Below are 23,863 nucleotides of genomic sequence, written 5' to 3' on the forward strand. Positions count from 1 at the left end.
CGCCTCTGCGGGCGACCCGGTCCCGCCGGGCGCTCCTGCCTCGGCACGGTGCGACTGACCCTCGCCGTGGCCGCCCTCCTCCCCGACCTGAGGCACACCGCCTGCATGGTCGCCTGCCGGGTCGCCGCGAGCGCTCCGGCCCAGGCGACCCCACCCGGTCACGAAAGCCCCAGCCGCAGCCCTGCCCCACCTGCCCAGCCCCAGCCCTTGCCCCGACCGGACCCGAGGTCCGGTCCACCACCCACCCGAAGGACGACCCCGTATGTCCCTGGACCAGAGAACCGAGCCCCCGGCGTCCGCGGCGGACCCGACCCCCGTGGCGGAGCCCGTACCCGCGGTGGACCCGACGCCGCCGGCGGACCGTTCCCCGGCGACGAACGCCGGCCCGGCGGAGCCGGCTCCCGAGGCCGACGCGCTTCCCGGGGCCTCCGGGGCCGACGCGCCTTCCGGGACCTCCGGGACCTCCGGGACCTCCGGGGCCTCCGGGGCCGACGCGCCTTCCGGGGCCGAGGCGCCTTCCGGGGCCGAGGCGGCTCCCGCCGCGGACCGAGGCGGTCCGGCGGCGGTCCGTGACCCGGCGGCCGCCGCGGCCACCCGCACCGCGATCCTCACCATCGCCGTGGCCGTGGGCGGCGCCTTCGTCGCCCAGCTCGACACCACCATCGTCAACGTCTCGCTGGCCGACACCTCCGCCCGCTTCGGTGCCATCACCCAGGTCCAGTGGGTCGTCACCGCCTACCTGCTGGCCCTGGTCGCCCTGATGCCGGCCGCGGGCTGGCTGGCCTCCCGTTTCGGCACCCGCCGCACCTTCGTCGCCTCCGTCGCCGTGTTCGGGATCGGCTCGGCGGCCTGCGCCTTCAGCACGACGCTCCCCGAACTGATCGCCTCGCGCGCCCTGTCCGGTGCCGCCGCGGGCGTGCTGGTCCCGGTCGCCACGATCCTGCTCACCAGCGGCATGCCCCGTGAACGCCTCGGCCAGGTCCAGGCGCTGAACGGCAGCGTCATGCTGATCAGCCCGCTGCTCGGCCCCACCGTCGGCGGCCTCCTGGTCAACGCCTGGGACTGGTGGGCGGTCTACGCCGTCAACATCCCGCTGTGTGCCGTGCTGTTGGTGGTGGCGCTGCGCCGCGTCCGCAAGGACGCCCCCGCCGTCGCGGGCGGTGGCCGCCCGCTCGACGTGCTGGGGCTGCTGACCGCCGCCGCCTGCACGGTCGGTGTGGTCCTCGCCGTGCACGCCTTCTCCGAGACGGGTCTGTCCGCCAGCCCCGCCTCCCTGATCCCGCTGGTGGTGGGCCTGGCGAGCGGCGCCGTCTTCGTACGTCACCAACTGCGCACCGCCACACCGCTGCTGGACCTGCGCCTGTTCGCGCACCGCGTCTACCGCACGGCCGCGATCAACATCTTCTGCCTCGGCTTCGTCCTCTTCTCCCCGATGATGCTGATCCCGCTGTACTTCGAGTCGGCACGCGGCGAGAGCGCCGTCACCACGGGTCTGCTGATGTCGGCGGGCGGCACCGGAGTCGTCGTCGCGGGCCTCGCCTGCCGCCCGATCATGAAGAAGATCGGCGGCGGTACGACCGTCGTCATCGGGATCGTCCTCACCATGCTCGCGACCGTGCCGCTGACCGCCCTGTCGTCCAGCACGTCGTACGTGCTGCTGTGCGCGGCGATCGCGGTACGGGGCCTGGGCACGGGCCTGACCATCGTGCCGGCCATGACCCGCGCCTTCGAGTCGGTCGAGCCGCGCTCCATCCCGGACGCCTCCACCCAGCTCAACCTGGTCCAGCGGATCGGCGGCACCTTCGCCCTCGCCGTGGTCACGGTCGTCCTCGACAGGGCCGCGCACTCCCACCACGGGCTCGTACCGGCCGCGTTCGCCGACTCCTTCGGCCTGCTGCTCGCCGTCTACGCGCTCACCCTCGCCCCGGCCGTCGCGCTGCTGATCGCGGATCGACGGGAGAAGGCGGCACGGGCCGCCGCGCTTCAGTAACGACGCAGCGGCTGGACCCGGTTGACCGCGTCCAGCCGGGAGGTCGCCCCGAGCTTGTCGAAGATGTTCCGCAGATGGCGCTTGACAGTGCCCTCCGTGATCCCCAGGCGGGTGCCGATCTGCCGGTTGCTCAGTCCCTGTGCGACCAGCTCCATCAGCTCCCGCTCACGGAGGGTGAGGGTGTCCGCGGACGCCTGCTCCCGCTCGGACCGCGAGCCGCTCGGCGTGCGCGGCAGGTACATCGTCCTGCCGCCCGCCATCGCGCTGCGTATGGCGGCGACCAGGACATCCCGGTCGGCCTCCTTGTGGAGGTAGCCCACGGCCCCCGCGGACAGCAGCGAGTCGATGAGCTGGCGGTTGTCGTGCATCGTCAGCATGATGATCCGCGCCTCGGGCGCCGCCTGGCGGATACCCCGCAGGTTGGCGAGCGGGCCGGGCCCCGGCATCTCCACGTCGAGCAGCACGAGGTCCGGCCGGTGCAGGCCCGCCATCCGTACCCCGCTCGGTCCGTCGTCGGCCTGGGCGACCACCGTCAGCCCCTCGTACATCTCCAGGAGTTCGCACAGTGCCTCGCGCAGCAGCCGGTGGTCGTCCACGGCCAGCACCCGGATGTCCCCGGTGGTGTCCGCCCCCGCGCTCATCGGTCGCCCGCCCCGGTGCCGTCCAGCGGGATGCGGAGCTGGACGCGCGTCCCCTGACCGGGCTGGCTGATCAGCTCCAGCGTCCCGCCGAGGGCGGCCACCCGCTGCCGCATGGCGGTCAGGCCGGTGCCGTCACCGTCGCGCGGGTTCGGCAACCCGACCCCGTCGTCGGTGACGGTGGCGTGCGCCGCGTCGGGGAAGACGCTGACGAGGATGTCGATGTGGTTGGCCCTGGCGTGTGCGAAGGCGTTGCGCAGGGCTTCGCGCACCACGAGGAACAGCTCCTGGCGGGTCTGTTCGGGCAGCCAGGACTCGTCGCCGTCGATACGGGAGTCGACTTCGGCCGGCCGGTCGGAGGCGGCGGCGCTGTAGGCGTCGATCTCCTCCTTCAGACCGTCGTGCAGTTCGTTGACGCGCAGTCCGCTGACCATCGTGCGGGTGAAGCTGAACACGTCCCGCAGCGCCTGCCGGGCGTCCTGGAGCCGGTCGCGGGTGGAGGCGACCCCTCGCGCCTGCTCCATGGTGTACAGGTCGAGACAGCGCAGCGCCAGGCTGATGCTGCTGCCGATGTGGTCGTGCAGATCGCGGGCGAGCTGGTGGCGGCGGGCGGTGCTGGCCTGACCGACGTTGTGCAGGGTCGTCGACTCGTAACCGATGGCGGCGGCGCTGACCCGCGCGAAGATGCCTTTGTGCAGCATGCGTACGGCGGTCAGGAACCGGGAGAGCGCGACCTCGGCGGGGAGCTGGGTGGCGGCCTCGGTCATCGTCTCGACCGCCACGTCGAACAGCACGCGTGCCGCGTGCACCGAGTCGATCGGCGAGACCTTCTCGAAGGAGCGCTGCACACCGAGCGCCATCGAGGTCAGTTCGGCTTCCGCCGCCACCTGTACGGGCGTGCCGTGCAGGGTGGCGATGCACTCGTCGAGGATCTGCCGGGCCTGTCTCTCGCAGGAGACCCAGAGCTCCGGACGCAGGACCAGCGGATTGGCGGCCGTTCGCAGACCGTCGGCGTAGCGGGCCACGGAGGAATCGATCAGACAGGACCGGTCGGTCGCCGGGTCGGCGGAGAGTTCCACGGTGCGCCCCCTCGATATGAGGAGTCGTCAGGGCCAGGACGGCACGACTCCCCACAATCCCCCGTCCGGCGCGATCATAGTAAGGGGCTCACGATCAGAAGGCGAGTTCCCAAAAGGGGGCAAGAAGCTCAGGCCAAGACCAGCGCGGCCAGTGCGGCCAGGTGGACGGCGTACTGAGTGGCCATCCAACTCCGGTACGGGCCACGTATGTTGCCGTCCCCGGCTGTTCCGTCCTGCGTCCGCGGCGGCAGGCAGCGTCCGGCCACGCACAGCGCGCCCACGGCGAACGCGGCGGCGGCCACGTCGAGCGGCAACTCGCGTACCCACAGGGCTCCGGCCGTGAGGACCAGGGTCAACGCCCCGCCGGACGCGGCGCAGAAGCGCCGGGCGCTGTGATCGCCGCGGACGACGGCCAGGGTGCGCCGGCCCGCGAGTGCGTCCCCCCGGGTGCTGCCCAAGTCCTTGGCGACGGCCGCGATCAGCCCCACCCCCAGCGAGAGCACCAGGGCGAAGACGGCCGCCTCGGCGGTGAGTTCGCTGCCGGACGAGGCGACTCCGGCGAGATAGGTGGTTCCCGCGGCGGCGCAGGTGACCCCGGAGGCCGACCAGGAGCGGCACTTGGCGGCGATCCGGGGCGCGGAGTAGGCGTATCCCAGAGCGAGGAAGACAGCGGTGGCCTCGACCACCCTCCACCCCGCGGCGCAGCTGAGCAGCAGCCCGGCCAGTGCGGTCACCACCACGGCCCGCCGGGCCGCCACCTCGGTCAACCGGCCACTTGCCAGGGGTCTTTGGGACCGGTTGGCCCGGTCCTCACGCAGGTCGCTCACCCCGTTGAAGACGTAGACGCTCACCGTCGCCGCCCACCAGGCGGCCGTTCCGACCAACAGGTGCGGGGCGTCGGGCCGGTGGTGCGCGGCAGACGCCGTCAGCAGCGCACCCGTGACGAACCGCAGGACGAACATCACCTGTACCAGCGGGCGCGCCTCCCGCAGGCACAGCCGCACGGTGCGGGCCGTCGAGACGAGGGAGGGCCACGGGGTGTCGAACGCGGTGATGGCGGAGGGGGACGAGGGGGAGAGGCGAGGCGTAAGGGCCTGTGTCATGGGGGGAACGTAAGGCGGGAATTCGTGGTTCCGACGTGTGTCTTTTGAGGTACGCCATGTGTCTTGGGGAGTACTCGCGTTGAATACGGGGAGCCCGCGCGCCTAGCGTCCTGACTGTCGCAATCACACTGCACGATGCGGAACGTCGGGGGTGCGGGAAATGGATTTCCTGGTTCTGGGACCGGTGGAAGTGCGTGAGTCGGGGGTGCCGGTCCGGCTCCGCGGGATGCGCCGCCGCCGACTTCTGGCTCTACTGCTGCTGAACGCGCGATACGCGGTCTCCATGGACGCCCTGGTGGACGAGCTGTGGCAGGACCCGCCCGCCTCCGCCCGCCACCAGGTGCACAACGCGATCCGCGATCTGCGTGCCGCGCTGGCCGGCTCCGAAGGGGCCGGACTCATCACGGTGGACGTCGGCTACCGCCTGGACGTGGCGGCCGACGCGGTGGACGCCCACCGCTTCACCGACGGGGTCCGTGCCGCCCGCGCCGCCCGGCGCGAGGGCCGCGACGCCGATGCGATGCGACAGCTGCAGGCGGCGGTCGACCTGTGGCGCGGCGATGCCTTCGCCGGCATCGACTGCCCGGCGGTGACCGCAGTCGCGGCCGGACTCGACGAGCAACGGCTCAGCGCCATCGAAGAGTTGATGGATCTCCGGCTCGCGGCCGGGGAGACCGGCTCGCTGGTCGCCGAACTGTTCGCACTGGCCGCCAGGCATCCGCTGCGCGACGCCCTGCGCGGCAGCCTGATGCTCGCGCTGTACCGGAGCGGCCGGCAGGCCGACGCCCTCGCCGTCTACGACGAGGGCCGCCGGCTGCTCGCTGACGAACTGGGCCTGGAACCCGGCCCCCGGCTGCGCCGCCTGCACGCCGAGATCCTCGCGGACGCCCCACGGGTGCAGCTCCAGGCACCCGCGGCCGGCCGGCCCGCCACGGTCCGCCCCGCGACCCCTCACCCCGCGACCGTCCGCCCCGCCGCGGTCCACCCCGCGACCGTCCCCGCCACGACCGTCCCCGCCACGACCGTCCACGCCGGGGCCGTCCTCCCCACGACCGTCCGCCCCACGACCGTCCGCCCCGGCCAGGAGAACTACCTGCCGCGCGACCTGCCCGACTTCACCGGCCGTGCCACCGAACTGGCGCTGCTCGACCGGGCCGTCGACGGCCAGGGCGCCGGTTCTCCCCGCACGGTCGTGATCGACGGCATGGGCGGCATCGGCAAGACGGCGCTCGCCGTCCACTTCGCGCACCGCCGCACCACGGGCCACCCGGACGGCCAGTTCTACGTCGACCTGCACGGTTTCAGCCCGTCGCGCGCCCCGCTCACTCCCGAGGAGGCGCTGGGTGTGCTGCTGCGCTCCGACGGCGCCGCGCCCGACACCCTCCCGGACGGCCTCGCCGAGCGCAGCGCCATCTGGCGCTCCCGTCTCGCGGGCCGCCGCGCCCTGCTCGTCCTCGACAACGCCGCCGACGCGGCGCAGGTGGACCCCTTGCTGCCCGGCACGGGCGACACGCTCGCCCTGATCACCACCCGCCGCAAGCTGACCGCGACGGACGGCGCCCTCTCGCTGCCCCTGGGCGCGCTGGCCCCGGCGGAGGCGGAGGCCCTGTTCCGCCGCATCGCGGGCGACGCCTGCGCCGGCTCGTCCCTCGACCGTACGGTCGCTCTGTGCGGGCACCACCCACTGGCCCTGCGCATCGCGGCGACCCGCCTGCGCGACCGCCCGTCGTGGACCGTGCCGGACGTGACGGCACGCCTGCGTACGAGCGCGGGCCGTACCGGGTTCCTGCGCACGGCAGACCGCGACCTGATGTCCGTCCTGGCCCTCTCGTACGGCCAACTGTCCGACGAGGCACGGGCGTTCACCCGGACGCTCGCACTGCACCCGGCCGCAGTCCACGACATCGCGCAGGCCTGCGCCGCCACCGGCCTCGCCCCCTCGGCCGTGGAGTGCCTCTTCGACACCCTCCTCGACCACAACCTGGCCGACGAGCCGAGCCCCGCCCACCTCGCGATCCCCCCGCTCCTGCGGGACTGCGCCCACACCTTCCCCCTCCCGTCCCCCGACGCCGCCCGCCTGCTGACGGCAGTGGCCTGAACTGGGCCGTGATCGAGGGGCCGACCGGCCCCCGGCGACGGTGACCAGGGAGAGATGCGTGAGCGACAACCAGCAGGCCATCACCGAGGACCAGCGGCGCCGGGCCGCGCTGATCTGGGACTACCACCAGATGCACCACCAACTGCGCCCCGTCGACGTGGCGATCGGCCTGGGCAGCCACGACCTCGGCGTCGCCACCCACTCCGCCGAGCTGTACCGCGCCGGGCTCTTCCACACCCTGGTCTTCACCGGCGGCAACAGCCCCACCACCGCCAAGGTCTTCCCGCGCGGCGAAGCCGTCCACTGAGGTCCCGCAGGACGTGCGCGGAGCGTACGAATCCCTCGTCCGTGATGGCTTCATCAGCCGTCTCGTCGCTGCATGACCTGCCCGAGCCGGACGGGCTGTGCGCGATTCACCGGCGACCGGGCCCGGGGTTGACCACACTGGATCGTCAACGAAGAAGGGCCCCGCAACTCCCACAGATGCAGGTGTTGCGAGGACCGCTAGAACCCAAGAAGCTGCGGGGCCCTTCGACGTATTGCCCGGTGAGAGTAATCGTCCTCGTCTTCCGCGGCCTCGGAGACGTGGGCGGCGAGTTCGGTGGACGAGCGGACCTGAACGTGCAAGGCGTCGCTCAGCTCCTGGAGAATCTCGCTGACGGTTTTGGATTCGTCCTTGTTCACCGATTGCGCTTCCGTCGACGTCATGTGGCGTGAGCCGCAGGACGGTAGGACGGGGCAAAGGAGCGCAATCAAGTACGCATGAGGGGCGCAGGAGGAGCTACCAGGGCCATCGCTGGCAGCCTGGGAGATCTGAGCGGAACACCTTGCGTCTCAACTTCGCAGGAGCCCCATTAGCGAGTCTCGGCGGATCCGTTGTGTGAGCGCGAGCTGCTCCTGCAGCCGTCGCTCATGTTCATCCAGCTGCCTCATCGCGTCGGCGACCGCCTGTTGCACTCCGAGATCTGGCAGTGCAACAGGCAATTCACACAAAGCATTGAGAGAGATGGTTTTCATGGTCATACCCCCCGTGGAGTGGGCATCGAGCCATTGGCGTGCCTCCGTACTGCGGATGTAGGCCGCGAAGTAGTCAGCGTTCAGCTCAGCGGGCGGCCGAAGCACGAAGCAGCCGGTTCCACAGAGCCATCCCTGTTGCTCCTCTCGGACGACCGCACATCGCCCCAGTTCGCCGCGACGTGCCAGCACCACGTCGCCGAGGTGGAGGCGAAAACGTTCCAGATCATTGGCCTGACGCTCGGCGACGTACTTGATGCTCGTCGTGTTGATGTCATTGTTGGTGAGGTCTTTGGGCATCACCACGGGGATGCCCGCGTCCACGTAGTCCTCGGCACGGATGAGGCTTCCCGAAGGCCCGGCGAAGAGCAGGCCGGGCTCAGATCCCTCGAACAAGTCAGCTCGAATGCCCTTCACAAGGAGCCCAAGAGACACACGGGGGAGTTCGACCCCGCTGCGAGTCAATCGCTCGCACACGCTGAGACTTCCCTGGACGGCACGGCTCGAACTCGACGTCGCACCGTCATGCCGGTGCAGGGCATCGAGCATGAGATCAAGGTCTGGTGCTGCCGGCTGTTGCTCAGGGTCGAAGTGGACGTACCGGCGCGGATCGAGGCTGCCGTCGTTCTCGTCGATCTCGGCATGTGAAGCCGAACGAGAGAATCCTGGTTCATCAGGCGTTGCGGAAGGGGACAGCCGCCACGCGTGAAACCGCGTGCTGATGCGATCAGTGTCCTCGGTGGTCAAGGTGCATGGCTGCCGTGGAACCTGCTTACCCAGTCTGCTTGCATCGATGAAGAGGACGGATTCGGCATCTCCCACCGGCAGGTGGCGGGACTTGTCGCGAGCCAACACCCAGACGTGCACGGGAATGGCGGTGTGGGGTGCGAAAAGGTTCGCCGGCAACGCAATGACAGCGAGGAGAGCACCACTGGCGATCATTCTCCTGCGGATCAGCGCCTCACGGCCGCCGGACCAGGCGGCTCCCGGCGGCATGATCATTACCGCGAACCCCTCCTCGCTGAGTCGGCTCCACGCGAGCTGGAGCCAGGCAAAGTTCGCGCTGGACTCGGGCGGTTGCCCGAAGGGCCAGTCGACTGTGTGGTTAGCCGTGATGCGCTGGTTGAACGGCGGGTTGCTCAGCACCAGGTCGACAAGGCCCGTACCCCGGTGCTGAAAGAGCGACACCGGATCGGAGGCACTTACGACGGGCTGATCCACTCCGTGGATGGCCAGATTCATCATTGCTAGCCGTGGATTGCTGCGATCTGTGGCATGAGCCTCGAAGGAAGCGCCGTCCAGCCGACCGTGTTCCGCGATGCGCTCCGCTGCGACTGCAAGAAGGCCACCGGTCCCGCAAGCGGGATCAAGGATTCGATCCCCCGGCCGCGGGGCTGCGGTCTCCACAAGGAGGCGCACGACGTCGCGCGGTGTGTAGAACTCTCCTGCGAGAAAAGCACCTTCCTGAACATGGCGTTCGAGGAGCAACTCGAAGACTTCCGCCAGGCTGGCTTTGGCCAGCGCCGGACCCTGCGTTAGGGCAGCAAGGAACGCGGCTGACCAGGGAACATCATCTGCTCCTTCACTCCCGTCGAGGAACTCGACGTCGAGCCTGTCGATGTCAGGCACAGGAAAGAGCTGATGCCTCCTCGCGCTTCTCAAGGCGGCGCGCAGGTCCACCAGCGGCGAGATGCCGATCTGGGCCTCCGCGGTTGCTCGCGCCCACCGTTTGACGAACTCATCCTCCGGTTCACCGGCCGACTCAACAAACCCTGCAAGAAGCAGGATCGTGGTCATGGAGGTGAGGTCGCCGAACGTTTTCCGGCCCCGTTGGAAGGGTGCGTATGCCCGCCAGAGCCGGTCCACAACGTCAGCAGACGCGCTCTTCGTTTCCGTGCTTCCCACTTGCAGGTCTCCTCGCTCCACATCGACTTACTGCAGTTGGCTGATGGTGTATGCCGCTGTTGAGGCGACAACCATCAGCAGGCATAGACGCAGCGTCATGCCCGTGCTCTGCATCGCCTTACCCAACAGCTCGAAGAACGACTTCACTCTGTGGTGCCCCCTACCACTCTCGATTGGGTATGTGCGCAGTAGTGCTGCGCATCCTCCTAACTCGGGGCCCTGTTATGAGATGGCCGTGCTTGACCCTGAAGTTGAGGCGGATTGGTAGGAATCTAGCAGTGAGCAAAGGTGGGCGCGTGTCTGTTACTTCCCTACTCTCGCTCCCGACACTGTGTGCGCAGCAACGCTGCGCATGCGCTTTAGGTGAAGTTGCTGATGGTGGACGTGCCGAGACCGTGGCGGAGGGAGGGCGTCGCCCGGGTTGGCGCTTCGAGTGTGAGGTAGGTCACTTGGATTGTCAGGCTTGCTCAACTCACCCTCTACGCGGCTACTTGATCGCGCGAGCATCTGTAGCCGCGCGGCTACAGCCTGGCGCTGCGATCGGTTTTCTGCCGGGCCGTCGTGAGCGGCCGAGACGACTCCCCGGCACGCGCAGCCCGGCGGGCAGTCCTCGACGGGCTACGCGTACGTGCTCATCGTGAACCGAGGTGTACGCAGGTCCGAGACGGTTCGATGGGGACGACCGGGCATACCCGTGAAAGTTTGAAGGGCCGGTGCAGGAGGTCGAGGCCCATGTGCGCGGGACCGACAAGGAGGCCGTCGAAGCCGCCTTCGTCGAAGCTTGCGCACAGGCTGTGGACCGTGCGCAGAATCCGGGAAAGTGCGGCGACACCGACGAGTGGTAGCCGGTACCCACCTCACGAAGCCGGGCGACGGGAATCCGTCGCCCGGCTTCGCGCTGCTCGCCCATGTCCCCCTGAGGGGAACCCTGTTGCGCTACGTGCCAGCCCAGCGGGAGCGGTGCTGCCGGATGTGCTCGAGGCGGATCCCGTGCTGAGCATGAACCGTGAGAGGTCGGAGATCAGAGTGCAGGACGACTCTGTCCGTGGGCACCGTCTCTCCTCTGTGGCTGGCCTGGGCGGCCTCGCGGGCCGTCGAAGGCCCCGCAGCGAGCTGCGGGGCCTTCGACGTATTGCCCGGTGAGAGCAATGGCGGAGGATACGAGATTCGAACTCGTGAGGGGTTGCCCCCAACACGCCTTCCAAATGTTCGCTTGGGTGTTCGGAGTGGGGCGGGGCTGTTCTGACCTGGGGCGGAGCCGGGCGTCGGGTGGATGGTGAACGGCACTGGACGGGCGTGAATGAGACCAGGACTGAGACCGAAACGCCGGGTCATACCTTCTTGACGACGATCGACCCCGGGACCAGCTTCTCCAGGTCGTCCACGTCCGAGGTGAAGACGGTGACCTGCCCCTTCTGCTGGCGCGCGATGACAGCGAGTATTGCGTCGATCGCGTACTTGTGGCCGTGCAGCTTGGCGTCTGCCAGCAGGCGGCGGGCCTGGCGGGCCTCGTCCTTCCCGATGTCGGCGACTTTGAGCCGGGAGAGCACCCAGTCCCAGCGCTGCTCGGTGGTTCTGCCGTCGTACGCCTCGACCAGCGTCATCGGAGACGTGACCACCTCGGCTTGACCCCGGGCTGCGAGGTCGAGCCACGCGATCATCTTCCGGTCGCCGCGCACGGCCAGGGACAGGGCTTCGCAGTCGAGTACGAAGACGCGCAGCGGTCGCTGCCCGGGTTCACCGGACCGCTTCTTCACGCGGCTTCTCCGGTGCCGTGCGTTCCGGTGGCGCGCCGGCGCTCGTGCTCGGCATCGAGGTCCTCCAATTCCTCGAACGCAGTGCTGCGCTCTTCTTCGGTGAGAGGACCGTGTTCCTCCTGCAGCCAGTCCGACAGTTCCCGCAGTCGGTCCCGGTCGCGCTTGAAGCGCAGCGCTTCGGCTACGTACGCCGACATGCCCCGTTCTGCCGCCTCCGCACGGATCTCGTCCAGGAGATCCTCGGGAATCGTCACCGTTACCTTCTTCGTGGCCATACAAGAGACCATACTCTCGGTATCATGCTCCTTACCAGTGCATTCTCGTGACCGCCAGGTCGGAGGCCGGGCGGTCGTGGCGGGAAGCGGGAAGTTCAGATCGAGCAGCACCCGTGTCATCCGGCGGAGAAGGGACGGCTCCCGCCGCAGCGCCGCACGTAGTTCCGGCGTCAGCCGCCCGGCGGCGCCGGTTGCGCGCAGTTCCTTGACCCCCGTCCCGGGACTGCCCGGCCCGCGCTCGGTGCGCACCTCCCACACGCCATCGCTCACCAGGTGATGGAAGGGGTAGGCGGGCATTGTCCGGTTGCCGGGGCCGCACTCAGTGAGCAGCCGCCCCAGGTCCTCTTCCGCCGCGCTGTACTGCAGCGTGCCGTCGGAGTCCTGCTGGAACCGGCTGAGCGCGTACAGGCGCAGCAACGGCTTGTGCGGAGCCCGCACCCCGCTCCGCGTCCGCTGCCTCAACTGCGCGGTGCGTTCGACCCGGTCCATGGTCGGCGAGCGTAGCGGCGGCTTGTCGATATGTGTCCGACGCTGCCTGAACGCACCTTTCCTTGCGCGAAGTTGATCGACCGTTCTCCGCAAATGACTCTTTTCAGATTTTCTTCCCCCCAGGTCTCGCATGGCCGCAATGATCGGGTTGACCTATGGGCCAGACCTACGGAGCGAAGCGCATGACGGAGCGGACTACCTATCTGGACTCCGGTCCAAGTGATCGTCACGCCCGAAAGATCAAGGTCCGGGCTTCCCGCTGGTACGCCACGGTCGAACTCGACCGCGATGAGTATGTCTACGTCGCGAACTCTCGGGGGCACGACGCTGCGCTGCCCGCTGCCTTCACGGAAGCTGTCGACAGGCTGCGCGACGCGGCTATCGACAGAATCTGGTACGACGGCTACCCGCGTGGCTTCTCTTATGGAACTGGCCCGAGTTCGGTCATCCTGTTCGTTCAGTTCCGACACGTCGATGACGCGATCGCAGCGCTGCGGGCAGCTGAGCTCGACCACGATTACGGCGGTCTTCATGCTCTCGCCGACCGACTGGCGCTCCCCGTCGACGACTGGCTAGCTCCTGGTGAGCGAGAGCTGGTCCGAGGTGTCGACTTCGATACGCAGCCCGGCGATTTCCTGAAATTTTTGCGAGGCAAGGCCAAGACACGCGGACTGCGCCTCAACGGTCGGGCGACCGCTGGCAGCGTATGGGTCCGCCCCGTGTTGCCCCCCATCCAGAGGCTCATCCGGGAGACGCATCCAGAGCAGTATCCCGGGTGGGTGGATCGCTGGACTGGGTACGCCGAGCCTGAAGATGCCCCTCTCCGCCCTTGGGTAGGCGGCCGGGACCAGGACCTCAGCTACGGCTCCAAGCCTGTGCAGTTTCAGGAGGCGCAAATGCCGAGCGGCGGCGCTTGCCCCTGCGGCATGAGACTGGGAGAACCCTGGGACCGCGGTAAGGAACACACCAGCCACCACGCGTCGTGGGCGTTCGGCGTCCCGGTGCCCAAGAACCTTGAGTGGTGGAGTGACTGCGCTGTCGTGACGACGCAGGCATCGATCGCATGGCGGAGACTGGCTTACCGGATGGCGCGGATCCCGCGGCAGGAAGGCCACTACGACTTCAGTTCATGGTCCCACGTCGATGAGCCCGAGGTGTCCTCGGACAATATGAGGGCGTACCTCTTGAAGGCGAACGGGTACGTCATCGGCTACCTGGCTGCCCATGACACCAGCGATCACCGCTCGTGCGATCTAATCGACGGGTCACGTTACGGCGATGAAGACGACACCCAGCGTCCGCGCATCATCCTGATCTGGGTGGCGGACGCGTACCGACGCCAGGGTGTCGGTGCCAAGCTCGTGCAAGTACTCGCATCCGATTCCGGGTGCCAGGTCGCCGACGTGTCCTGGTCGACCCCGATCAGTGACGCTGGCCGACACCTCGCCCGCGGACTCTCACCCAATGGCATCTGGGTCAGCTGACCCGCCCGAGAGCTTCCTACGTCACGGGCCCGCGTGATGCGAGGCAGGCTGGCCAAATGAACACGGATGAACGGAGGCCTCACCGTGGTGGCCGGAGGGCGGACCAGGGCCCCGACCGCCTCCAGATGCGGCGCGAGACCAGGAACACCAAGTCAGGCGCGGGCGTCGCGCGGTACCCCTGCCGGACCTACGTCTTCACCGAGCTCACAGGCGGACCGATGAGTCCGAACACGGACCAGCACGATTGGAAGCGGCTCCTGGGTGACACGGCGGTCCGGGCTGGCCGGCTGCACGATGCCCGGCACACTGTAGGAACTGTCCTCATGCTGCTGGGCGTAACGGACTTGGTCATCGACCAGATCATGGGAGGGGAACCGGGCTGGGCCGCCCGCATGCGGGCGCGTTACCTCCACGTCCCCGACCACCTGTTGCAGGAGGTGGCCCGAAAGATCGGGGCCGCGATCCGGGGAGCCCCGGAAACAGCCCCTGTGGTCAATGACCAGGACAAAGAGGGCCGCCAACGTCGAAGGCCCCCGCTGCAAGCAGCGGGGGCCTTCGACGTATTGCCCGGTGAGAGCAATGGCGGAGGATACGAGATTCGAACTCGTGAGGGGTTGCCCCCAACACGCTTTCCAAATGTTCGCAGAAGGGTTCGGCAAGGTCCGTAAGCATCCTGACCTGGTGCTGAGTGTTCGGGCGGCCTTGGTTTGAACACTCCCGAACGGGTCCGAATGAGACCAGGACTGAGACCGGGCTGCTCCAGTGATGGGAGGGACGGTCGGGCCAGGGAGCCTCGTCCAGCGATGGAGTAACTCAATCTGGCCGAGTCGTACATCCTGAGGGCGTCCTTGCGGAATGATCGGGACGGAGCCGGCCAGGCTGTTGCAGCGGGTGCTTCTTTGGGGGCGAAAGTGATTGATGGGGTGGCGAGCTCGCCAGACGGCAACGAAACCGGGGGCGGGCGAGGACTCTTCGACGGATTCGCCGAATACCGAACGCCCTCCCCGGAGGACTATCAGCGGCTGTTCACGACGGGGCTCGTAGTGGTCGACACCAACGTGTTGTTGACCCTCTATAGGTCAAACCAGCGGACCAGGGGCGACCTGCTTGCAGTGTTGGACCGGTTGCGCGAGCGTCTGTGGGTACCGCACCAGGTCCTCACCGAATTCTGGCGCCTTCGGGAACAGAGTACGATCCTCGGCCATCACAGCTTGAAGGCCAAGGAAGTCCGCTCGGCGCTGGTCAAGGCCGGCCGCTCGGCCAGCGACGCACTTGATCGTTGGCTGAAACAGGTCCACGTCGGTGACGACGCGGAGATCAGCGGCATGATCGCAGAACACCGGGAGCAGCTCGACACCGTACTGCTCAGTCTGCAGTCTTTGATCGACGGCCAGGCCGTCAAAGACGCTCTTGCAGATGCCACCGACACGAACACCGATCCCGTACTGGCACGGCTGGAGCCCATACTCCAGGGCCGGATTGGCCCTCCGCTTGCCGACCATGAGCACGCGGCCGCACTGATCGAGGCGAAGCGACGCGGAGAGCACGAGATTCCGCCCGGCTACGAGGACTTCAAGACCAAGTCGGATGAACGGGCAGCAGGGGACTATCTCGTCTGGGAGCAGACCCTCGTAGAGGCCACGCGTCTTGGATCCGAGGTGTTGTTCGTGACGGGAGACAGCAAAGAGGATTGGTGGAAGCAACGTGACGGGAACATCGCGGCGAGGCCCCGTCCTGAACTAACGCAGGAGATGCTCCGCCGCACGGGATGTCGACTATTCATGCTTCAGCCGAGCGGTCTTTTGGAGCAGGCCCGTATCGTTCTGGATCTCGAGGTGGAGACGGCTTCGGTAAGGGATTTGGAGCAGCTGCAGACCACCACCCCCAGCGGTCCAGAATGGACCTCCGAAGCACTCGAAGCTTTGGTGGATCTCTTGCTCGGTCAGGCTGACGTGCAGGCGTATTCCATGCTTGAGGCCGTCCAGAACGACGGATTCGTCAGCCGGGCGACGGTCTACGAGATCGGCGGATACGCGGAAACGCGGATGCTCCGGGGGTTTACTCGGCCTGTCAAGACGGCGACGAAGAGACTCGAAGAAAATGGCATCGAGGTCGGAGACGCTGAGAGCCTGTTCTTCGCCGTCTATGATCGGGAGTTTGATGCGGTCTCGGCGAAAGGATTTCGGATCGCGCAGGAGGCGGTCCCTCTGCTGCGGCCAATCGCGCAGAAAATCCTGGGCGAAAATCCGTCGTCGGCCTGAATGAGCTATTGCTGTTCCTAGCATTACGCAGATTTTATGTCGGGGCGTTGGACGCCCCCGCGGGGAGGAGATCATATGCAGGATCCTGCGGACTCGGTAGAAACCGACGAGCCTGAGGGGAACGGTCGGAGCGATACTACCGACTCACGAGATACGGACTCTCCGGCACCTCACTCGGCTAGCGGCTCGACGACGGCATCGACGGTCATGGTAGAGGTGCAGCCAGGGCTTGCCGTCGCCTTCGGGGAGGTACCTGAGGAGCTCATTTCGGAGCTCAAGCTCTATCCAATCGACTTGGGGCTCGTGTCCGTCGACGACCGTAGGCGGATCTCGGCAGCCCTCGCCTCGATTGGCAACACGGCGACCGTAGGCGGCAATCTTGCAAACGCATTCGCCAGCGTGGAGGGGGTCTACAGGGTCGGCGACGCGGCGAGGGCTTATCTGAGTGCCGGCGGAGTGCTCGCCATCAAGGATGGCGCGAATCTCGGGGCAGTGTTCGTCAACGGCAAAATAGTCCATCAGGTCCGTTGGATCCCTGTGACGGCGGTGAGCGCGGCGGGGGTCGCGGCTGCTATCGGGCCGGCACTGGCCATGGTCGCGCTCCAGATGATGCTGAGCCAGGTCACAGGTCTCGTCAGAACCAACATCGCGCTGACAAGTCAGGTTCTCACGACCATGCGCCACGGGCAGTGGGCCGGCCTGACGGCGCTCGTCGACACCGTCGATCGCGCAGTTAGCCGCGCGCGAGAGCTCGGATCGGTAACGACGACAGAGTGGGAGAAAGTCGCCGCTAAAGACGATGACCTCCGTAAGCAGCGAGAAACGTACCGACTGAACGTCGGCGAACACGTCCGGCAGCTGGGTCAGCTCGACACACCTGACCGACGTCAGTATCTCGAGACGAACGCCAGTGCAATCGTCTTCGACGCCCATGCCCTCCTGTCTTCGCTCAAGGCATGGACCGGATACCAGGCGCTCCACGCTACGCGTGCGAGGGCCGCTGGAGGCGAAGAAGCCGACGAGGCTCGCCTCGTCAAGATCATTGAGCGCGAGACCAGCGAGGAGTTCAACTCGGCCCTAGCCGAGACGACGAGCCTCCTCGACTCGCTGACGCGGGAGCTGCGAATCATCGCCGAGCTCCCCGGACCAGCGGCAGTGCCGCTGATAGGGAAGCGGAAGGAGTCGAAGAAGGCTCGTCTCACCAGTGCCCATCTTCTGGAGGCGATCCAGCCTCTTGCCGATGCTCTCCATCCACCAGTCCCTCCACTCCAAGCTCCCGCCGTCGTCTGCGCGCCCAAGTCACTGAATCTTGAGCGGTACCTTCGCATCCTGCGATGGTTCCTCGAGGACGGTGAGACCCTCCGCGTCCTCGGCCTCGATGCCCCCGCTCGAATTGGTGCGATCCTCGACGGAGCGAAGGGGAAGGTAGTTCCGGCGATGGACAAGGCGGCGGCAAGAAATTTGGTCGCCGTTACGGATCGGCGCATCATCACGGCCAAGGCGAATGCATTCCTCGGGCAAGGCGAGATCGGTCATGACATCCCGATAGACCGAGTGCGATACGTCCGAGCGCCGGCCACACGGGACGGAAATGGGCGCTCGGCGATTGACCTCATAACGCCCGAGGACAACATTCGGTGGGTTTTCGACTCCGACATCGACAACGCTGATGTGGCCGCGCTCGCCGCCGTGCTGGCCGAGTCGATGAACATCCCGGACGACGAGAGGGTTCAGCTCCAACGGCGGTGCCACGCCTCTCTGGAGGCGGGCATGAAGGGTGAGAGTGCCAGTACGAGCTCCGAAGAACCGTCTGAATCCGGCGCACTGCCCGGCGATGCCGGGTAAGACCCGAGGCGAGAGAGGCTGGGCCGCAACTGACCGCAGGCGCGGGGGCCCCGAGTACGACGGCATCGCAGCCGTACTCGGGAGCGCCAGTTCCTCAATGGTCAGAGAAGCGCCTGGGCGACCCGTTGCTGCAGCTGCTCATCAGCGAGGCTGTCCACCGCGTGCCACGCCGCGTCCGTGACCTCTTCGGTCTGCAGTTCCCCGATGCCAGCGGTGGTACGAAACAGGAAGCGAAAGTCGAAGTGCCGATGGGCGGGCTCGTTCTTGGCCGGGTTGGCGTCGATGGGGTGGACGTCAATGTGCAGCGGGATCTCGCTGTGCGGGGTGACGACGTAGGGCGGGATGCCGGTCTCTTCCGCGAGTTCGCGGCCGGCGGCTTGCAAGAGCGTGTCGTCGGAGGGCTCGATGTGGCCGCCGGGCAGTAGCCATTTGCCGGTGGCGTTGTGGAGGATGTGCAGGACGCGGCCGTCGCGGCCCACGAGGATCGCGCCTGCGGTGACGTGGCCCGGCAGGGACTTGCGACTGGTGAGGTCGTTACCGTCGTCGAGGAGGCCCTGGACGACGGCGATCTCGTGCTTGTCCTCGGGGTGCTGGTCGAGGTACGCGGTGATGGTGGCGCGGATGTGGTTCGCCGTGATGGGCATGGTGATCACCTGTTGAAGTAGGAGAGCCAGGTCGCCGCGATGGCCTCGCGGTCGGGTGCGGGGACCTCGTGGATGCCAGGGGTGAGGTCCCCGCGGGTGAGCATCCTGATCGCGGCGAGGATCTCGGCCTGGATCAGGAAGATGAACGGTCCAACGCTTGCGCCGTGGATGAAGTTGACGGCATTGCCGCCGTTCGCCAGATAGAAGTAATGGCCGGTGGTCTGGTAGCGGGTGACGTGGTCGCCGACGACTGTGCGGGTGTAGACGTCCGGCAGGCCGGCGAGGTCGAGCTCGTCCTCGCTGGAGGTGACGGTGGCGACGTAGGTGCCGTTGCGCAGGTGGGCGAAGTCCTCGCCGCGCAGGGAGACCGCGCCGGTCGCGCAGAGCACCAGGCCGGCGCCGGTGAGCGCGGTCTCGCGGTCGCGGGCGACGGTGAAGCCCTGGGACAGGGCCTGGGTGCGGCGTACGGGGTTGATGTCGAAGACGGTGACCTGGACACCCTTGGCGTGCAGGAGTCGGGCGATGGAGGAGCCGAGTTTGCCGAAGCCGATCACGAGGGCGGGGCGGCCGTGGAGGATGTCGCCGCGCCCGCGCATGACGGCCTCGGTGGAGAACACGACGGATTGACCGACGAGGTAGTCCTCGGGGTCCTTGAGCGGGGAGCGGGCCACCGAGACGACGGGACAGGGCAATTTGTCGAGGGCCTCGTAGCGGCGGTGGCCGTTCTCGGTGTCCTCGACGACACCGACCAGGCGCCCGGTGAAGCGGCTGTGGAGGTCGGTGAGGGTGGGGGCGAAGTAGCCGCCGACATCGAGGAGGGAGACGGATTCTCCGGCGGCCCGGGATTCGAAGTAGTCCAGCGCGGTGTCCGGGTCGGTGAACAGTTCGCGGGTCAGGGTGTCGACGACGACGGTCCGCTCGGTCTCTCGCTGGGCAGCCGGGTGTACGGACTTCGGCTTGGGCAGCACCGCCGTCAGCCGGGTCATCGCGGCAACGGCGCGGACGAATGCGGGACGCTCAGCCAGCAGGTGGGTGATCAGGAACGACGAGGTCTGCCCGTCGGGGGCGAACTGGGCGGCGATCCGCGCGAAGTATGCGTCCAGCTTGGCGCGTTCGAAGGTTTCCACGGTAGGTGCCTCTCATCCGTATAACCGGGGCCGTGCAGGAAGTTCCCGGGCTTCAGCGGCTGCGGGCGAGTCCGAACAGCAGCCGGTCGGTCGCGCTGGCGAGATTCAGATAGGTGTCGAGCTGAGAAGCATCGGCGGACTGCGACAGCGGTTCCAGACCGAGTGAGAGAACGGCTGTGCCGGTGCTAGCGACCAGCGCCGCCCAGTCAGGGCGGCTCGGCAGCCGCACCCTGCGGGAGGCGCCTGGGAAGTGCAGAAACACGTGGTGGCCGACGATGTGCAGGCAGCGACCGACATCACGGACCACGTCCCCCGCCCCGCCCAGTCCGCCAAGGCTGTCTGCGAGACGCCGCATGCGGGCTTCCGGCGCTTCAGTAGAGGCGGAAAGAGTGGAAGCAGGACTGTGGGCGATCAGGATGTGGGCGAGTTCGCGGCCGTCCGGTCCGGTGCCCCGCCAGGTCCAGGCGGAGAGCGAAACCAGTAGCCGAAGGTCAGGGCCGGCCGACGTGTGGATGGTGCTCACGTGGTCGTCCCGCCTGCGGCCTTGAAGCAGGACCAAACGATCTTTCCGAGCGGTGCACGGTCGCGCACTCCCCACTCGTCGGCGAGCTCGGCCACGAGGGCGAGACCACGTCCGGACAGGTCGGTGCTGGCGGCCTGTCGGGGCCGGGGGCGTCGACAGCGGCTGTCGTGCACCTCCAGGCGCACGACGTCGTCCTCGATTTCGAGGCGGACCAGGAATCCGTGGTCGGAGACAGTGCCGTGGACCAGCGCGTTGGTCGCCAGCTCGGATACGCAGAGGCGAATGTCGTCGATCCGCTCCGCCAGGCCCCATTCGGTCAGGGCCTCGTCAGCGAATTTCCTTGCCTGTCCGACGGATTCGGGGCGGGCCGTGAAGAAGCGCTGCACCGTCTCGATCATGGCTGTCCTCATGTTTCGGTCTCCAGGAGGCTTGCGGTTCCGGGGCTGTGGCGGCAGGCCACCGGGCTGGGGGCGGTCGGCTTGTACGAATGGTGGGGTCGGCGGACCAGCAGCAGCCGGGAGCCGGCCGCCTTGATCCACCGATCGCGTTCAGCGGCTATCGCTCTTGGGCCAAGGTGTGATGCGGCCGGGGCGAGTACGCCGTAGACGTCCGGCAGGGCCAACACGTCCAGCAGGCCGGTGAAGGCCGCCGAGCCGGGGCCGGCACTAGCCTCGCGTTCGGTGAAGACGCCGGACAGCTCCAGTTCGTGGCTACGGCAGTACTCGGCGAGCGAGGCGGCCAGCGCCTCCTGTCGGGCTTCGGAGACCCGCACGAGCCGCAGAAAGCCGTAAACGACGGGGCGGCTGACCAGGCGATGTTCCGTGAGGGGTTCCATGCGAGGACCGTCCAAAGAGTCGACACGGGGTGACGATCCTGAGCATGGAGGACCCGGAACTCCCGGCCAATCACTTGCTGTTCTACTTCCGTTCCACTTCCGTCCCGCCATCCCCAGCCATCTGCTTCGATAACGGTGGAAGGGAGTGAGGCGTGGCAACCGTGCACCAGTGGACCGGCCTGGAGGCCAGGGCTCTGCGTCTCGCCCTGCGTTTGAGCGTGCGGGCCTTTGCCGAGCACCTCGGCGTGGCCGTCGCGACGGTCTCGAAGTGGGAGAGCAAGCGCGCCGAAACCGAGCCCAGACCCGACACCCAGGCGATCCTCGACACCGCCCTCGGACGCGCCGACGCCCACGCCCACCTGCGCTTCGAGACACTCCTGTTCGAGATGGCCAGCACCGTGCAAGGCGCTGGCCGACGGGTCACCACTTCCGGCCCCCGAGCCTGGGAGTACGAGTCGTGGGCCGACGACCTGGATCGCGTCGTGGTCGCGCTCGCCCGCCAGAACTTCGCCTTCGCCGACAGCCTGCTCAACCGCTGGTTGGTGCGGTTCGACGCCCCGAAACTGGACGAAAAGGGCCTGTACCTCTTCGCCCGCTCGACCGCGCTGCTCGGTGACCTCAAACGCGACCAAGGCTCAGTGATCGGCCCACTCTCCGCCCACCACTCCTACGCCGGAGCCCGCGCGGTCTTCACCCAGCTCGACATCCCACGTCGTGTCGCCCAGCTCGACCTCTCCCTCGCGGTGGTCACCGAAATGTCCGGCAAGCTGGAGATCGCTGCCCGCCAGTACGAAACCCTCGCCGTCGATGACCGGCTCTCCCGCCGTGACCGTGCCAGGGCCCGCCTGTGGGTGGGTACCGCGCTGAGCAAGGGCGGTCGGCACGACTACGCGACCCGCGTCATGCAGGCCGCGACCCGTGACTTCGAGGACCTCACCGAACCCGACGACTGGTCGGTGGCCCACCAGAAACTCGCCCTCGCCCGCCGTGGCGCCGGCGACCTCAGCCAAGCCCTGCACTTCATCGACATCGCCCGCAGCAGCGGCGCCACCGACTCACCGATGCAACGCGTTCGGCTGGACACCGCCCATGGCCACATCCTGCTCTCCGACGCTGCGACCCGAGATGATGGACTCCTCGTCCTTGATCAGGCCACCCGTACGGCCTCGCAGTACGGACTCGTGCACCAACTGCGCAGTATCGAGGGCATCAAGGCCATGAGCGAGGGGCCGACCGGCCCCCGGCGACGGTGACCAGGGAGAAATGCGTGAGCGACAACCAGCAGGCCATCACCGAGGACCAGCGGCGCCGGGCCGCCCTGATCTGGGACTACCACCAGATGCACCACCAACTGCGCCCCGTCGACGTGGCGATCGGCCTGGGCAGTCACGACCTCGGCGTCGCCACCCACTCCGCCGACCTGTACCGCGCCGGGCTGTTCCCGACCCTGGTCTTCACCGGCGGCAACAGCCCCACCACCGCCAAGGTCTTCCCACGCGGTGAGGCCGTTCACTTCCGTGAGCACGCCCTCGGTCTTGGCGTCCCGGCCGAAGTGATCTTGCTGGAACCGGAGGCAGGCAACACCGGGCAGAACATCACCCTTTCCCGTCAGGTCCTCGCCGCCGCCGGCATCACCCCGGCCACGGTGCTGCTGGTCTCCAAGCCCTACATGGAACGGCGGTCGTTCGCGACTGCCCGCAAGCTATGGCCCGACGTCGAGATCCTCTGCGCGTCGGAGCCGCTGGAGTTCGACGACTACGTGAAGTCCATCGGCGACGAGAAGCTCGTCCTCGACATGCTCGTCGGCGACCTCCAGCGGGTCATCGAGTATCCGAAGCTCGGATTCGCCATCGAGCAGCAGGTCCCGGAGGATGTGCATGGAGCGTACGAATCCCTCATCCACGACGGCTTCACCAGCCGCCTCATCGCTTCCTGACCTGCCAGAACCGGGCGGGCTGTGCGCTATTCATCAGCCCAACCTGTTCCCCAGACTGACCACACTGGCCAAGCTGTTCGCGGCGGACTACTGGATCGTCCTGGACGACGTACAGTTCACCCGCCGCGACTACCAGCACCGAGCCCGCCTCGGTGACCTCGACGAACCGGACCGTCAGCAGTGGCTCACCGTTCCCACCCACCTTCCCCGCGGACGGCAAACTCTCATCCGGGACGCGTTGATCGGCGACCCCGGCCTGGCCCGTCGAAAGACGGCGGGGATGCTACGCCAGCACTACGGAGCGAGCCCACACTGGCCGGCGCTCGCACAGGCCCTGGACCCAGTACTGGATGCCTTCGGCACTGGCAGGACCGCAGCTGCTGCGGAAATCTCCACTCGTGCTCTGCTCAGCCTGCTCGGTTGGCAGGGCAAGATCCTCGTCAGCAGCGAACTGCCCTCCCGACCGGGCCGTTCCCAGCGGCTCACCGATCTCTGCGCCATCACGGGCGCCCGCGCATACGTGTGCGGAACCGGCGGCATGACGTACCTCGACTCGGCACCGTTCGCTGCCGAGGGCATCAGCGTCCTGCCGTTCCAGCCGCCGATGACCGACGTCTGGCCTTCGGGACGAAGTCTTAGTTCGCTGTGGGCGTTGGCGGCACTCGGCCCGCAAGAGGTCGCTGACCGCGTGCAGCTGCTCGCGTCGGACTTCGGGCTGGTGGTGCCCGCCGCGTGACCGCTACCTGTTTGTGCTTCGTCCGGATCAGCGGTGTGGGCGGCTCGGCCTGATCGGAAGAGCAGCGGTCAACATCGAAGGTTGGTCGGTGGAGGAAAAGACGCCGAAGGCTGATGCGGTAGTG

20 protein-coding genes and 3 pseudogenes are annotated in these 23,863 nt (G+C 67.7%); 11 read left to right on the forward strand and 12 right to left on the reverse strand.

The features are described 5' to 3' along the window. Positions 1-262: 262 nt before the first annotated feature. On the forward strand, positions 263-1,990 hold the full coding sequence (locus tag OHT52_RS15465; protein ID WP_328720727.1) for a DHA2 family efflux MFS transporter permease subunit: 1,728 nt from the start codon (positions 263-265) through the stop codon (positions 1,988-1,990). Here OHT52_RS15465 and OHT52_RS15470 read toward each other — a convergent pair. From OHT52_RS15470 to OHT52_RS15480, 3 genes are all read right to left on the reverse strand, one after another. Continuing rightward, complete coding sequence (locus OHT52_RS15470; protein WP_328720728.1) at positions 1,984-2,631, reverse strand: response regulator transcription factor; 648 nt, start codon at positions 2,629-2,631, stop codon at positions 1,984-1,986. The two genes, OHT52_RS15465 and OHT52_RS15470, sit on opposite strands and share 7 nt — an antisense overlap. Further along, positions 2,628-3,707, reverse strand: coding sequence for a sensor histidine kinase (locus OHT52_RS15475; protein WP_328720729.1), 1,080 nt, complete (start codon positions 3,705-3,707; stop codon positions 2,628-2,630). Before OHT52_RS15475 ends, OHT52_RS15470 begins: the two co-directional genes overlap by 4 nt. Before the next feature lie 128 nt (positions 3,708-3,835). Continuing rightward, the gene (locus OHT52_RS15480) at positions 3,836-4,810 is read right to left on the reverse strand and encodes a UbiA family prenyltransferase (RefSeq protein ID WP_328720730.1); all 975 of its coding nucleotides are present in this window, start codon (positions 4,808-4,810) and stop codon (positions 3,836-3,838) included. A gap of 160 nt (positions 4,811-4,970) precedes the next feature. Between OHT52_RS15480 and OHT52_RS15485 the strand changes: the two genes are divergently transcribed. Together OHT52_RS15485 and OHT52_RS15490 are read left to right on the forward strand one after the other, a co-directional pair. After that, a complete protein-coding gene (locus OHT52_RS15485; protein ID WP_328720731.1) occupies positions 4,971-6,908 on the forward strand; it encodes an AfsR/SARP family transcriptional regulator in 1,938 nt (645 codons plus the stop codon). A gap of 58 nt (positions 6,909-6,966) precedes the next feature. Further along, positions 6,967-7,212 (forward strand): annotated as a pseudogene (locus OHT52_RS15490) (YdcF family protein); the annotation flags it as partial. Between the two features lie 200 nt (positions 7,213-7,412). On the opposite strand, the gene OHT52_RS15495 reads toward OHT52_RS15490, so the two are convergent. Both OHT52_RS15495 and OHT52_RS15500 read right to left on the reverse strand, forming a co-directional pair. Then, positions 7,413-7,592: a hypothetical protein gene (locus tag OHT52_RS15495; protein ID WP_328720732.1), complete on the reverse strand. Its 180-nt coding sequence runs from the start codon at positions 7,590-7,592 to the stop codon at positions 7,413-7,415. Between the two features lie 150 nt (positions 7,593-7,742). Then, positions 7,743-9,719: a type I restriction-modification system subunit M/S gene (locus tag OHT52_RS15500; RefSeq protein WP_328720733.1), complete on the reverse strand. Its 1,977-nt coding sequence runs from the start codon at positions 9,717-9,719 to the stop codon at positions 7,743-7,745. 821 nt (positions 9,720-10,540) lie between these two features. On the opposite strand from OHT52_RS15500, the gene OHT52_RS15505 reads away from it, so the two are divergent. After that, a complete protein-coding gene (locus OHT52_RS15505; protein ID WP_328720734.1) occupies positions 10,541-10,672 on the forward strand; it encodes a hypothetical protein in 132 nt (43 codons plus the stop codon). A 486-nt stretch (positions 10,673-11,158) separates the two neighbouring features. On the opposite strand, the gene OHT52_RS15510 is transcribed toward OHT52_RS15505, so the two are convergent. Together OHT52_RS15510 and OHT52_RS31480 are read right to left on the reverse strand one after the other, a co-directional pair. Further along, positions 11,159-11,584 (reverse strand): PIN domain-containing protein, encoded by a 426-nt coding sequence (locus OHT52_RS15510; RefSeq protein ID WP_328720735.1) that lies wholly within the window; start codon positions 11,582-11,584, stop codon positions 11,159-11,161. A 362-nt stretch (positions 11,585-11,946) separates the two neighbouring features. Next, positions 11,947-12,348 (reverse strand): annotated as a pseudogene (locus tag OHT52_RS31480) (phosphorothioated DNA-binding restriction endonuclease); the annotation flags it as partial. A 155-nt stretch (positions 12,349-12,503) separates the two neighbouring features. Between OHT52_RS31480 and OHT52_RS15520 the strand changes: the two are divergent. From OHT52_RS15520 to OHT52_RS15535, 4 genes and pseudogenes are all read left to right on the forward strand, one after another. After that, on the forward strand, positions 12,504-13,832 hold the full coding sequence (locus OHT52_RS15520) for a GNAT family N-acetyltransferase (protein ID WP_328720737.1): 1,329 nt from the start codon (positions 12,504-12,506) through the stop codon (positions 13,830-13,832). Between the two features lie 89 nt (positions 13,833-13,921). Further along, positions 13,922-14,344 (forward strand): annotated as a pseudogene (locus OHT52_RS15525) (site-specific integrase); the annotation flags it as partial. 399 nt (positions 14,345-14,743) lie between these two features. Continuing rightward, positions 14,744-16,093, forward strand: coding sequence for a PIN-like domain-containing protein (locus OHT52_RS15530; RefSeq protein ID WP_328720738.1), 1,350 nt, complete (start codon positions 14,744-14,746; stop codon positions 16,091-16,093). A 75-nt stretch (positions 16,094-16,168) separates the two neighbouring features. Next, entirely contained in the window at positions 16,169-17,938 is a 1,770-nt protein-coding gene (locus OHT52_RS15535) for a hypothetical protein (protein WP_328720739.1), read from the forward strand. A 101-nt stretch (positions 17,939-18,039) separates the two neighbouring features. On the opposite strand, the gene OHT52_RS15540 is transcribed toward OHT52_RS15535, so the two are convergent. Genes OHT52_RS15540 through OHT52_RS15560 form a run of 5 tightly spaced genes read right to left on the reverse strand, consistent with a single transcriptional unit; the run spans position 18,040 to position 21,067 of the window. Next, the gene (locus OHT52_RS15540; protein ID WP_328720740.1) at positions 18,040-18,582 is read right to left on the reverse strand and encodes an NUDIX hydrolase; all 543 of its coding nucleotides are present in this window, start codon (positions 18,580-18,582) and stop codon (positions 18,040-18,042) included. 5 nt (positions 18,583-18,587) lie between these two features. Beyond that, positions 18,588-19,709 (reverse strand): adenosylhomocysteinase, encoded by a 1,122-nt coding sequence (locus tag OHT52_RS15545; protein ID WP_328720741.1) that lies wholly within the window; start codon positions 19,707-19,709, stop codon positions 18,588-18,590. A gap of 52 nt (positions 19,710-19,761) precedes the next feature. Beyond that, positions 19,762-20,232 (reverse strand): hypothetical protein, encoded by a 471-nt coding sequence (locus OHT52_RS15550; RefSeq protein ID WP_328720742.1) that lies wholly within the window; start codon positions 20,230-20,232, stop codon positions 19,762-19,764. Then, positions 20,229-20,630, reverse strand: a complete 402-nt coding sequence (locus OHT52_RS15555) for an ATP-binding protein (RefSeq protein ID WP_328723756.1) — start codon at positions 20,628-20,630, stop codon at positions 20,229-20,231. Before OHT52_RS15555 ends, OHT52_RS15550 begins: the two co-directional genes overlap by 4 nt. Before the next feature lie 8 nt (positions 20,631-20,638). After that, positions 20,639-21,067, reverse strand: coding sequence for a hypothetical protein (locus OHT52_RS15560; RefSeq protein ID WP_328720743.1), 429 nt, complete (start codon positions 21,065-21,067; stop codon positions 20,639-20,641). Positions 21,068-21,219: 152 nt separating this feature from the next. On the opposite strand from OHT52_RS15560, the gene OHT52_RS15565 reads away from it, so the two are divergent. The 3 genes from OHT52_RS15565 to OHT52_RS15575 are packed head-to-tail and all read left to right on the forward strand — an operon-like array spanning position 21,220 to position 23,739. Next, entirely contained in the window at positions 21,220-22,320 is a 1,101-nt protein-coding gene (locus tag OHT52_RS15565) for a helix-turn-helix domain-containing protein (RefSeq protein WP_328720744.1), read from the forward strand. A gap of 14 nt (positions 22,321-22,334) precedes the next feature. After that, positions 22,335-23,003 (forward strand): YdcF family protein, encoded by a 669-nt coding sequence (locus tag OHT52_RS15570; RefSeq protein WP_328720745.1) that lies wholly within the window; start codon positions 22,335-22,337, stop codon positions 23,001-23,003. Continuing rightward, entirely contained in the window at positions 22,945-23,739 is a 795-nt protein-coding gene (locus OHT52_RS15575) for a WbqC family protein (RefSeq protein WP_328720746.1), read from the forward strand. The genes OHT52_RS15570 and OHT52_RS15575 overlap by 59 nt, the downstream gene beginning before the upstream one ends. The last annotated feature ends 124 nt before the right edge of the window (positions 23,740-23,863 follow it).

The organism is Streptomyces sp. NBC_00247 (genome assembly GCF_036188265.1).
Lineage (GTDB): Bacteria > Actinomycetota > Actinomycetes > Streptomycetales > Streptomycetaceae > Streptomyces.